The 12422-nt window shown below is 52.8% G+C and carries 9 protein-coding genes; 4 read left to right on the forward strand and 5 right to left on the reverse strand.

Annotated features, from left to right (window positions below; genetic code table 11):
* Nucleotides 1–5: 5 nt before the first annotated feature.
* The 5 genes from rpsA to DVA43_RS10110 form a co-directional block, all read right to left on the reverse strand.
* A complete protein-coding gene (gene rpsA, locus DVA43_RS10090; RefSeq protein WP_032617357.1) occupies nucleotides 6–1679 on the reverse strand; it encodes a 30S ribosomal protein S1 in 1674 nt (557 codons plus the stop codon).
* A gap of 111 nt (nucleotides 1680–1790) precedes the next feature.
* Nucleotides 1791–2474, reverse strand: coding sequence for a (d)CMP kinase (cmk, locus tag DVA43_RS10095; RefSeq protein WP_103178921.1), 684 nt, complete (start codon nucleotides 2472–2474; stop codon nucleotides 1791–1793).
* 183 nt (nucleotides 2475–2657) lie between these two features.
* Nucleotides 2658–3941 carry a 3-phosphoshikimate 1-carboxyvinyltransferase gene (gene aroA / locus DVA43_RS10100; protein ID WP_114315449.1) on the reverse strand — a complete coding sequence of 428 codons (1284 nt, stop codon included), beginning with the start codon at nucleotides 3939–3941 and terminating at the stop codon, nucleotides 2658–2660.
* A 71-nt stretch (nucleotides 3942–4012) separates the two neighbouring features.
* On the reverse strand, nucleotides 4013–5101 hold the full coding sequence (serC, locus tag DVA43_RS10105; RefSeq protein ID WP_103823378.1) for a 3-phosphoserine/phosphohydroxythreonine transaminase: 1089 nt from the start codon (nucleotides 5099–5101) through the stop codon (nucleotides 4013–4015).
* 163 nt (nucleotides 5102–5264) lie between these two features.
* Nucleotides 5265–5957 carry a DUF421 domain-containing protein gene (locus DVA43_RS10110; protein ID WP_114315450.1) on the reverse strand — a complete coding sequence of 231 codons (693 nt, stop codon included), beginning with the start codon at nucleotides 5955–5957 and terminating at the stop codon, nucleotides 5265–5267.
* 139 nt (nucleotides 5958–6096) lie between these two features.
* Between DVA43_RS10110 and ycaO the strand changes: the two genes are divergently transcribed.
* The 4 genes from ycaO to pflA all read left to right on the forward strand — a co-directional run bounded on the left by ycaO (nucleotide 6097) and on the right by pflA (nucleotide 12398).
* Nucleotides 6097–7857, forward strand: coding sequence for a 30S ribosomal protein S12 methylthiotransferase accessory factor YcaO (gene ycaO / locus DVA43_RS10115; RefSeq protein ID WP_114315451.1), 1761 nt, complete (start codon nucleotides 6097–6099; stop codon nucleotides 7855–7857).
* A gap of 406 nt (nucleotides 7858–8263) precedes the next feature.
* On the forward strand, nucleotides 8264–9121 hold the full coding sequence (focA, locus tag DVA43_RS10120; RefSeq protein WP_139157106.1) for a formate transporter FocA: 858 nt from the start codon (nucleotides 8264–8266) through the stop codon (nucleotides 9119–9121).
* Nucleotides 9122–9172: 51 nt separating this feature from the next.
* Nucleotides 9173–11455, forward strand: coding sequence for a formate C-acetyltransferase (gene pflB, locus DVA43_RS10125; protein WP_114315453.1), 2283 nt, complete (start codon nucleotides 9173–9175; stop codon nucleotides 11453–11455).
* A 202-nt stretch (nucleotides 11456–11657) separates the two neighbouring features.
* Nucleotides 11658–12398, forward strand: a complete 741-nt coding sequence (pflA, locus tag DVA43_RS10130; protein ID WP_114315454.1) for a pyruvate formate lyase 1-activating protein — start codon at nucleotides 11658–11660, stop codon at nucleotides 12396–12398.
* The last annotated feature ends 24 nt before the right edge of the window (nucleotides 12399–12422 follow it).

The following is a 12422-nucleotide window of genomic DNA, read 5'->3' on the forward strand; positions in this document are numbered from 1 at the left end:
GTAACTTATTCGCCTTTAGCTGCTTTGAAAGCTTCAGCCATTGCGTTGTTAGAGAAGTTTGCATCTTCCTGTTTGTTAACAGTTGCGATTGCATCTTTCTCATCAGCTTCGTCTTTAGCACGAACAGACAGGCTGATTGCACGGTTCTTACGATCAACGCCGGTGAATTTAGCTTCAACGTCGTCGCCTACGCTCAGAACCAGAGTTGCATCTTCAACGCGGTCACGTGAAGCTTCAGAAGCGCGCAGGTAACCTTCAACGCCGTCAGCCAGTTCTACGGTTGCGCCTTTCGCGTCAACTGCAGTCACTTTACCGTTTACGATTGCGCCTTTCTTGTTCAGTGCAACCCAGTTGTTGAACGGATCTTCTGCGAGCTGTTTAACGCCCAGGGAGATACGCTCACGCTCTGCGTCAACCTGCAGAACAACTGCTGCGATTTCGTCGCCTTTTTTGTATTCACGTACTGCTTCTTCGCCTGCAACGTTCCAGGAGATGTCAGACAGGTGAACCAGGCCGTCGATGCCGCCGTCCAGGCCGATGAAGATACCGAAGTCAGTGATAGACTTGATTTTACCTTCAACACGGTCGCCCTTGTTGTGGGTTTCCGCGAACTGCTGCCATGGGTTGTTTTTGCACTGCTTCAGGCCCAGGGAGATACGACGACGTTCTTCGTCGATATCCAGAACCATAACTTCCACTACATCACCAACGTTAACAACTTTGGATGGGTGGATGTTTTTGTTGGTCCAGTCCATTTCGGAAACGTGCACCAGGCCTTCAACGCCTTCTTCGATTTCAACGAAGCAGCCGTAGTCGGTCAGGTTGGTAACGCGACCAGTCAGTTTAGTACCTTCTGGGTAACGTTTAGCGATAGCTACCCATGGATCTTCGCCCAGCTGTTTCAGGCCGAGGGATACACGAGTACGCTCGCGGTCGAACTTCAGCACTTTAACAGTGATTTCGTCGCCCACGTTCACGATTTCGCTTGGGTGCTTAACGCGTTTCCACGCCATGTCGGTGATGTGCAGCAGGCCATCAACGCCGCCCAGGTCAACGAATGCGCCGTAGTCAGTGAGGTTCTTAACGATACCTTTGACTTCCATGCCTTCCTGCAGGTTTTCCAGCAGCTGATCGCGTTCTGCGCTGTTTTCGGATTCGATAACGGCACGACGGGAAACAACAACGTTGTTACGCTTCTGGTCCAGCTTGATTACTTTGAACTCAAGCTCTTTGCCTTCCAGGTGCAGGGTGTCACGAACTGGACGAACGTCTACCAGTGAACCTGGCAGGAACGCACGAATACCATTCAGCTCAACAGTGAAGCCACCTTTAACTTTGCCGTTGATAACACCGACCACAGTTTCAGCTTCTTCGTAAGCTTTCTCCAGCGTGATCCATGCTTCGTGACGTTTCGCTTTTTCACGAGACAGCAGGGTTTCGCCGAAGCCGTCTTCTACTGCGTCCAGAGCAACGTCAACTTCGTCACCAACCTGGATTTCCAGCTCGCCCTGAGCGTTTTTGAACTGCTCTGCCGGAATGGCAGACTCAGATTTCAGACCGGCGTCAACCAGTACGATATCTTTGTCGATAGCAACAACAACGCCACGAACGATGGAACCCGGACGGGTTTCGATTTCTTTTAAGGATTCTTCAAACAGTTGAGCAAAAGATTCAGTCATGTTTAATCTTCAGGTTAATATTAACGTCCACCTGGCTCCGTGCCGGATGGGGTTGTTTCACATACCCGCCGTCAATCCATTGCAGCGGGGGTACTGCTAAATCGGTCGCGATTACGCGAGAGCCAATTTCTGGCGCGCATATTGTAGCGCTTTTTCAATCACTTGCTCAATAGTTAAACTGGTAGAATCCAGAACTAATGCATCATCTGCGGGAACAAGCGGTGCAACGGCGCGATTACGGTCGCGATCGTCACGCTCTTTTATCTCAGACAAAAGACGTTCAAAGTTAACACTAAAGCCCTTTTCCTGCAACTGCAGCATACGGCGCTGCGCGCGCTCCTCCGAGGAAGCGTCAAGGAAAATTTTCACCGGCGCATCAGGGAAGACCACGGTTCCCATGTCGCGTCCGTCGGCGATCAGGCCCGGGGCGTCACGGAACGCGCGCTGGCGACGTAAAAGCGCCTCGCGAACGCGCGGAAACGCCGCGACCTGAGAGGCGGCGTTCGCCACTTCCTGAGTGCGGATCTCAGCGCTGACATCTTCCCCTTCGAGGATCACTTCCAGGTTGCCGTTGGTGGAGATGAAACGTACATCCAGATGGGCGGCCAGCGGCACCAGTGCCTCTTCAGAGGCGACATCGACATGATGATGCAATGCAGCCAGCGCCAGCACACGATAGATTGCGCCCGAATCTAAAAGATGCCATTGCAGTGCTTCCGCCATGGCTTTGCATAGCGTGCCTTTACCTGCGCCACTCGGCCCGTCAATGGTGATTACCGGGGCAATTGCCGTCATCTTTTTCTCCTTAATTTAGGCATACCGTTGTGTAAACGCCGCGCATTATACGCGCCAATGTGCACAACTGTTACCTTTGCGTGCAAATTACGGAATGATTGAAGCTGAGTGTAGAAGAAATGGACGATGATGACGTCAGGAAGCGTAAGGAAACGCCGCATCAGGTGATGCGGCGCAGCAATATCATGCAGGAGTGCTAATACGCGCCAGCTGCTCGAAGTAGTCGGGGAAGGTTTTCGCGGTACATTTCGGGTCAAGGATGGTGACCGGCGTATCGGAGAGCGCCACCAGCGAGAAGCACATCGCCATACGGTGGTCGTTGTAGGTGCCAATTTCCGCAACCTGCAGCCTGGCCGGTGGCGTTACGCGGATATAGTCCTCGCCCTCTTCCACTTCGGCACCGACTTTACGCAGCTCGGTCGCCATGGCAAACAGACGATCGGTCTCTTTCACACGCCAGTTATAAATGTTGCGCAGCGTGGTGGTGCCTTTGGCAAACAGCGCCGCCGTGGCAATGGTCATCGCCGCGTCGGGAATGTGGTTCATGTCCATATCAATGGCGTTCAGCTCCCCGCGGGTGCAGGAGATGTAGTCATCGCCCCAGGTCACCACGGCGCCCATCTTCTCCAGCACATCAGCAAAGCGAATATCGCCCTGCACGCTGTTGCGACCAATACCGGTCACTTTAACGGTACCGCCTTTAATGGCACCCGCCGCCAGGAAGTAAGAGGCCGACGAGGCATCGCCTTCTACCAGGTAGTTGCCCGGTGTCTGGTACTGCTGACCGCCGCGCACCACGAAACGCTGGTAGCTGTGGTTTTCCACCTCAACGCCAAAGGTCTTCATCAGGTGCAGCGTGATATCGATATAGGGTTTGGAAACCAGCTCGCCTTTAATGGTGATAGTGGTGTTTTGTGGTGCCAGCGGTGCGGTCATCAACAACGCGGTCAGGAACTGGCTGGATACGCTGCCGTCCACCGCCACTTCACCGCCGGTAAAGCCACCGCGCAGACGCAGTGGCGGATAGTTTTCCTGCTCCAGATAGTCAATCTGCGCGCCACCCTGACGCAGCGCATCAACCAGATGGCCAATCGGACGCTCTTTCATGCGCGGCTCGCCCGTCAGCACGATGTCATTGCTGCCCAGGCAGAGGGCTGCCGCCAGCGGGCGCATAGCCGTGCCGGCATTGCCGAGGAAGAGCTCCAGCGCGTCGGCGGAGTGCAGCGCACCCGCATTGCCCGTCACTTCACAACGGGTACGATCCGCAGACAGGGTGTAGTGGACTCCCAACGCTTTCAGCGCATTAAGCATATGGCGAACGTCATGGCTGTCCAGCAGGTTAGTGAGAACAGTGGTGCCATTTGCCAGCGCAGCCAGCAGCAAGGCGCGGTTCGAGACACTTTTTGAACCAGGCAGATTGATGGTGCCATCTACCCGCGCGATAGGGTGTAACGTCAGGGATTCCATGAAATTTAAGTCTCAACTCAACATAATAAAAACCCCGCAGCCAGGCTACGGGGGAATAAACACGGGCGCAATTAACCGTGGCGACGTTCGAAGTCAGTCATGAAGTCGGTCAACGCCTTAACGCCTTCGATCGGCATAGCGTTATAGATGGACGCACGCATTCCGCCAACCACGCGGTGGCCTTTCAGCGCATGCAGGCCAGCAGCGAAGGACTCTTCGAGGAAGAGCTTATCGAGGTTGCTGTCTGCCAGCTGGAACGGCACGTTCATGCGGGAGCGGTTCGCTTTGGCGACGTCGTTGCGATAGAAGTCGCTGCCGTCGATTACGCTGTAGAGCAGCTCAGATTTCTGCTGGTTGATCTTATCCATCTGCGCCACGCCGCCGTTGTTTCTCAGCCATTTAAAGACCAGGCCAGAGAGATACCAGGCAAAGGTCGGCGGGGTGTTGAACATGGAGTCGTTATCGTTCAGCACGCTGTAATCCAGAATCGACGGGCAGGATTTGTGGGCTTTACCCAGCAGATCTTCGCGCACGATCACCAGAGTCAGACCGGCCGGGCCGATGTTTTTCTGCGCGCCAGCGTAGATCACGCCGTAGCGGCTGACATCCAGCGGCGCAGAAAGAATGGTGGAGGAGAAGTCCGCCGTGACGACCACATCCTCGCCAAAGTTTGGCTCTTCGTGGATGGCGATGCCGTCGATGGTTTCATTTGGGCAGTAGTGCAGATAGGCCGCATCGCGGGAGAGCTGCCATTCGCTCATCGGTTTTACCGCGCGTAAGCCGTCAACGGTGACTTTGGCATCAATCACGTTCGGGGAGCAGTATTTGTGCGCTTCTTTTACCGCGCTGGCAGCCCAGTAACCGGCATCAACATAGTCGGCGGTGGTTTTGTCGCCCAGCAGGTTCAGCGGAATACCCGCAAACTGACCGCGTCCGCCGCCGTGACAGAATAATACTTTGTAATTTGAGGGGATATTCAGCAGGAAACGAAAATCTGCTTCTGCTTCTTCCGCCACCTGAATAAACTCTTTACCACGGTGGCTGACTTCCATTACCGACGTGCCAAGACCATTCCAGTCGCACAGCTCCTGTTGAGCCTGTTTGAGCACATCCGCCGGTAACATTGCCGGACCTGAACTAAAATTAAAGACCTGAGCCATTTCCCCTCACCACGCTATAAAGCCATAAGTAATAACTGTGGATATCGGTTTTATCATTCAGTGACACGCGCCGCAATGTCTAAAACTCATGCCCCGGAAAATGTGCCAGCCATCACACAATACATTCTGCCAGCGGGCTGTCACAAAACCGACAAAATTGCTGTCAGGTGATGCGTTTGGCCAGGCTAACCTTCGTCCATTCCGGATTCGTACAACGTGGACATAATTGATGCGCCCCGGCCTGTAGAGTCTGAACATGACCGCAACGCCGACAGGCATATTCGCCGACTTCCGGTATCGTCATAAAACGTTTTACAAATTCATCCGGCAATATGCACAGCCCGGGCCTGACCTGATCGTCGTCATAAAAGTAAACGCTTATCTGCCCGTTGGTCTCCATAATGGCAAGCTTAACCTGCCCAAGCTGCTCGACGCCGCTCACCCGTAGTTCCATAAAGAACTCAAACTCGGTCATGTTGGCACGCTTTACTTTTTCCCAGGCCAGTTTGCCCTCTTCGACAATGGCGACCGGTTTGCCCTCAAGCAGGTCTTCCAGCTTTTCACTTTTCGACATCAGCCACATCACTAGCCGGTAGAGCAACGCCAGGGTGATGAAAACAACAAAGACGGGAATCATCGGCACATCGTCATAAAACGCCACGTCCCCCGCCGCCGACCCCAGGGTCAAAATGATTAACACTTCGAAGAGCGACATCTGACGCACGCCGCGTCGTCCGGTAAGTTTGAGGAACAGGAAAACCAGTACAAAGGTATAGAGACTTCGCAGCGCTACCTCGCCTAAAAACTCAACGGGTACTTTATCAAAGGCCATTCGTTGAAGATCGAATGCTTTCATTTTTTATATTCCTTTACAGTAGGTTACTGAATATAAGCATAGCCCAGCCTTTTATTTTCGCCGAAACCGCCGGGGAGATAGCGCCTGTCATGCAAAACCCGTATCATTGCGCGCTTTCCGTACGATATAAGTGATCCCCATGACTCAAACGTTTATCCCCGGCAAAGACGCCGCCCTGGAAGATTCCATCGCTCGCTTCCAGCAAAAACTGACCGACCTGGGCTTTAACATCGAAGAGGCCTCCTGGCTCAACCCGGTTCCCCACGTCTGGTCTGTGCATATTCGCGATAAAGAGTGCGCGCTGTGCTTTACCAATGGCAAAGGTGCGACCAAAAAAGCGGCGCTGGCCTCTGCGCTGGGTGAGTATTTTGAACGTCTGTCCACTAACTATTTCTTTGCCGATTTCTGGCTGGGCGAGACCGTGGCGAATGGCCCGTTTGTTCATTATCCGAATGAAAAATGGTTCCCGCTGACCGAAGATGACGAACTGCCGGAAGGGATCCTCGACGATCGTCTGCGTGCGTTTTACGATCTGGAGAATCAACTGACCGCCAGCATGCTGGTTGATTTGCAGTCAGGTAATGAAGAACGCGGTATCTGCGCCCTGCCGTTTACCCGCCAGTCTGACGAGCAGACCGTCTATATTCCGATGAACATCGTCGGCAACCTGTATGTCTCCAACGGCATGTCAGCCGGTAACACCCGCAACGAAGCGCGTGTTCAGGGTCTGTCCGAAGTCTTTGAGCGCCATATTAAAAACCGCATTATCGCGGAATCTATCAGCCTGCCGGAGATCCCGGCTGAGGTGCTGGCCCGCTACCCGGGCGTGGTGGAGTCCATTGCCAAACTGGAAGCAGAAGGCTTCCCAATCTTCGCCTATGACGGCTCGCTGGGCGGGAAGTACCCGGTTATCTGCGTGGTGCTCTTCAACCCGGCGAACGGCACCTGCTTCGCCTCCTTCGGGGCGCACCCGGACTTCGGCGTAGCGCTGGAACGTACCGTTACCGAGCTGCTGCAGGGCCGTAGCCTGAAAGATCTCGATGTCTTCACTCCGCCGACGTTTGATGACGAAGAAGTGGCGGAACATGCCAACCTGGAGACGCACTTCATCGACTCCAGCGGCTCTATCTCCTGGGATCTGTTCAAGCAGGACGCGGATTATCCGTTTGTTGACTGGAGCTTCTCCGGCACCACGGAAGAAGAGTTCGCCACCCTGATGGCTATCTTCACTGCCGAAGGGCAGGAAGTGTACATCGCCGATTATGAACACCTGGGCGTCTACGCCTGCCGTATTCTGGTGCCGGGTATGTCCGACATCTATCCGGTGGAAGATCTGTGGCTGGCCAATAACAGCATGGGTAGCCACCTGCGCGAAACCCTGCTGGCGCTGCCGGAGAGCGCATGGGAGAAAGAGGACTACCTGAACCTCATCACCCAACTGGATGACGAAGGCCACGATGACTTTACCCGCGTACGCGAGCTGCTGGGGCTGGCGACGGGTAAAGACAATGGCTGGTACACCCTGCGTATTGGCGAGCTGAAGGCGATGCTGGCGCTGGCAGGCGGCGATCTGGAACAGGCGCTGATCTGGACCGAATGGACCATCGAGTTCAACGCCTCGGTATTCAGCGCGGAGCGTGCGAACTACTACCGTTGCCTGCAGACGCTGCTGTTGCTGGCGCAGGAAGAAGATCGTCAGCCGCTGCAGTATCTCAACGCCTTCACCCGCATGTACGGTGCCGAAGCGGTAGAGAACGCCAGCGCGGCCCTGAGCGGCGAAGCGCCGTTCTATGGCCTACAGGCCGTGGACAGCGATCTGAAAGCCTTCCCTTCTCACCAGTCCTTGCTGAAGGCCTATGAGAAACTGCAGAAAGCCAAAAGCGCGTACTGGGCTAAATAACGTTACATACCATTACAAACAGTAGGCGAATACAATCGCCTACGTTATATTACGGGGCAATTTTATTGCCCCGTTTTTTTATTTGCGCGGTAATAAATTTTAGTTGTAATAATAAAGTTAAATATTGGTAGCTATAATAATTCCAGCTTGCCGAGTATTGTTACTATTTATATGAAATACTCCATTTTAATTAACTGTCCGGGAGAGGGTCAGGAGAAAAAAATCAACTCATTTTGTAACTTTTAAAATTTATTTTTATCAGGATAATCAAAAACTTACTCCGCATTTGCTGTAAAACCACGCAGTTTGCGGGCCTATAAGCCAGGCGAGATATGATCTACATCAATTTCTCTTCTATAATGCTTTGTTAGTATCTCGTCGCCGACTTAATAAAGAGAGAGTTAGTGTGAAAGCTGACAACCCTTTTGATCTTTTACTCCCAGCTGCGATGGCAAAAGTTGCCGAAGAAGCGGGTGTCTATAAAGCAACAAAACAACCGATGACGACGTTCTTCCTGGCGATTACCGCTGGCGTGTTCATCTCCATCGCTTTTGTTTTCTATATCACTGCCACTACCGGTACCGCCGCAATGCCTTTCGGTATTGCCAAGCTGATTGGTGGCATCTGTTTCTCGCTGGGTCTGATTCTCTGCGTCATCTGCGGCGCCGATCTTTTTACCTCGACGGTACTCATCGTCGTAGCGAAAGCCAGCGGCAGAATCACCTGGGGTCAACTGGCCAAAAACTGGATTAACGTTTATATCGGTAACCTGATTGGATGTTTACTGTTTGTCCTGTTGATGTGGTTGTCCGGTGAATATATGACAGCCAACGGGGGCTGGGGTCTGAATGTCCTGCAAACCGCCGACCACAAAATGCACCACACATTTATTGAAGCCGTTGCCCTTGGCATCCTGGCGAACCTCATGGTCTGCCTGGCCGTCTGGATGAGTTACTCCGGCCGCAGCCTGATGGACAAAGCCATGATTATGGTACTGCCCGTCGCCATGTTCGTCGCCAGCGGCTTTGAACACAGCATTGCAAACATGTTTATGATTCCTTTCGGTATCGTAATCCGTGACTTTGCCAGCCCGGAGTTCTGGACCGCTGTTGGTTCAAGCCCGGAGAATTTCTCTCACCTGACCGTTATGAACTTCATTACTGATAACCTGATCCCAGTCACAATCGGGAACATTATCGGCGGTGGTCTGCTGGTTGGGTTGACATACTGGGTCATTTACCTGCGTGGCGATAACCATCATTAACGGTTGTCTCAGGCAGTAAATAAAAAATCCACTTAAGAAGGTAGGTGTTACATGTCCGAACTTAATGAAAAGTTAGCCACAGCATGGGAAGGTTTTGCCAAAGGTGATTGGCAGAATGAAGTCAACGTTCGTGACTTCATCCAGAAAAACTACACCCCATATGAAGGTGACGAATCCTTCCTGGCCGGTGCCACCGACGCAACCACTGCCCTGTGGGATAGCGTTATGGAAGGCGTTAAGCAGGAAAACCGCACTCACGCGCCTGTTGATTTCGACACCTCCATCGCGTCCACCATCACTTCTCACGACGCGGGTTATATCAACAAGTCCCTCGAGAAGATTGTTGGTCTGCAAACTGAAGCGCCACTGAAACGTGCGATTATCCCGTTCGGTGGTATCAAAATGGTTGAAGGTTCCTGCAAAGCGTACAATCGCGAGCTGGACCCAATGCTGAAAAAAATCTTCACCGAATACCGCAAAACCCACAACCAGGGCGTGTTTGACGTATACACCAAAGACATCCTGAACTGCCGTAAATCTGGCGTCCTGACCGGCCTGCCAGATGCGTATGGCCGTGGCCGTATCATCGGTGACTACCGTCGCGTTGCGCTGTACGGTATCGACTTCCTGATGAAAGACAAATACGCCCAGTTCCAGTCTCTGCAGTCTGACCTGGAGAATGGCGTAAACCTGGAAGCCACTATCCGTCTGCGTGAAGAAATCGCTGAACAGCACCGTGCGCTGGGTCAGATCAAAGAGATGGCAGCGAAATACGGTTGCGATATCTCCGGCCCTGCAACCAACGCTCAGGAAGCGATCCAGTGGACCTACTTCGGTTACCTGGCTGCTGTTAAGTCTCAGAACGGTGCAGCAATGTCCTTCGGTCGTGTATCCACCTTCCTGGATGCGTACATCGAACGTGACCTGAAAGCAGGCAAAATCACTGAACAAGACGCTCAGGAAATGATTGACCACCTGGTCATGAAACTGCGTATGGTTCGCTTCCTGCGTACCCCAGAATATGATGAGCTGTTCTCTGGTGACCCAATCTGGGCAACGGAATCCATCGGTGGTATGGGCGTAGATGGCCGTACTCTGGTAACCAAAAACAGCTTCCGCTTCCTGAACACCCTGTACACCATGGGTCCTTCTCCGGAGCCGAACATCACCGTTCTGTGGTCTGAAAAACTGCCACTGAACTTCAAGAAATTTGCCGCTAAAGTCTCCATCGACACCTCTTCTCTGCAGTATGAGAACGATGACCTGATGCGTCCTGACTTCAACAACGATGACTACGCTATCGCTTGCTGCGTAAGCCCAATGATTGTTGGTAAACAAATGCAGTTCTTCGGTGCGCGTGCAAACCTGGCGAAAACCATGCTGTACGCAATCAACGGCGGCGTTGATGAAAAACTGAAAATGCAGGTTGGTCCTAAGTCTGAGCCGATCAAAGGCGACGTGCTGAACTATGACGAAGTCATGGATCGCATGGATCACTTCATGGACTGGCTGGCTAAACAGTACGTCACCGCTCTGAACGTTATTCACTATATGCACGACAAGTACAGCTACGAAGCCTCTCTGATGGCGCTGCACGACCGTGACGTAGTGCGCACCATGGCATGTGGTATCGCAGGTCTGTCCGTTGCGGCTGACTCCCTGTCTGCTATCAAATATGCGAAAGTTAAACCAATTCGTGACGAAGATGGTCTGGCTATCGACTTCGAAATCGAAGGCGAATACCCGCAGTTTGGTAACAACGACGCTCGCGTTGATGACATGGCGGTTGACCTGGTAGAACGTTTCATGAAGAAAATTCAGAAACTCACTACCTACCGTAACGCTATCCCGACTCAGTCTGTTCTGACCATCACCTCTAACGTTGTGTATGGTAAGAAAACCGGTAACACCCCAGACGGACGTCGTGCTGGCGCGCCATTCGGACCAGGTGCTAACCCAATGCACGGCCGTGACCAGAAAGGTGCTGTTGCCTCTCTGACCTCCGTAGCAAAACTGCCGTTTGCTTACGCTAAAGATGGTATCTCTTACACCTTCTCTATCGTTCCAAATGCGCTGGGTAAAGATGACGAAGTGCGTAAAACCAACCTCGCGGGTCTGATGGACGGTTACTTCCATCATGAAGCGACCATCGAAGGTGGTCAGCACCTGAACGTGAACGTCATGAACCGTGAAATGCTGCTCGACGCGATGGAACACCCTGAGAAATATCCTCAGCTGACCATCCGTGTATCTGGCTACGCAGTACGTTTTAACTCGCTGACTAAAGAGCAGCAGAAAGACGTTATTACCCGTACTTTCACTCAGTCCATGTAAGTGGATTTGACTGAAATCGCGCAGTAAAAGGCGTACAATAAAGGCTCCACGCAAGTGGGGCCTTTTTAACACCTCCCGCTCCGTAGTCTCTTTTGCCCGCTATCTATAATGAATGGATAACAGCCAAAACAGACTCGACACAGCCTCCGAGTTGTGCACATAAACAGGCCCCGGAAGGGCCGAACCTGGAGATATCACCGCAATGTCAACTATTGGTCGCATCCACTCCTTTGAGTCCTGTGGCACCGTCGATGGCCCGGGCATCCGTTTTATTACCTTCTTCCAGGGCTGCCTGATGCGCTGCATGTATTGCCATAACCGCGATACATGGGATACCCACGGCGGCAAAGAGGTCACCGTTGAAGAATTAATGAAAGAAGTGGTGACCTATCGCCACTTTATGAACGCCTCTGGCGGCGGCGTAACCGCATCCGGCGGGGAAGCGATCCTGCAGGCCGAGTTTGTGCGCGACTGGTTCCGCGCCTGCCGTAAAGAGGGTATTCATACCTGTCTGGATACCAACGGCTTTGTTCGTCGCTACGATCCGGTGATCGATGAACTGCTGGAAGTCACCGATCTAGTGATGCTCGACCTTAAGCAGATGAATGATGAAATCCACCAGAACCTGGTGGGGGTCTCCAACCACCGCACTCTGGAGTTCGCAAAATACATCTCCGCCAAAGGCATCAAAACCTGGATCCGTTATGTCGTCGTTCCAGGCTGGTCAGATGATGATGACTCTGCCCACCGCCTGGGTGAGTTCACGCGCGATATGGGTAATGTCGAGAAAATTGAATTGCTGCCGTATCACGAGCTGGGCAAACATAAATGGGTGGCGATGGGCGAAGAATACAAACTTGATGGCGTGAAGCCGCCGAAGAAAGAGACCATGGAACGCGTGAAAGGCATTCTGGAGCAGTACGGTCACAAGGTCATGTATTAACAAAACGCCCGGTCTTTACCGGGC

It is taken from the genome of Leclercia sp. W6, from assembly GCF_003336345.1.
Classification (GTDB): domain Bacteria; phylum Pseudomonadota; class Gammaproteobacteria; order Enterobacterales; family Enterobacteriaceae; genus Enterobacter.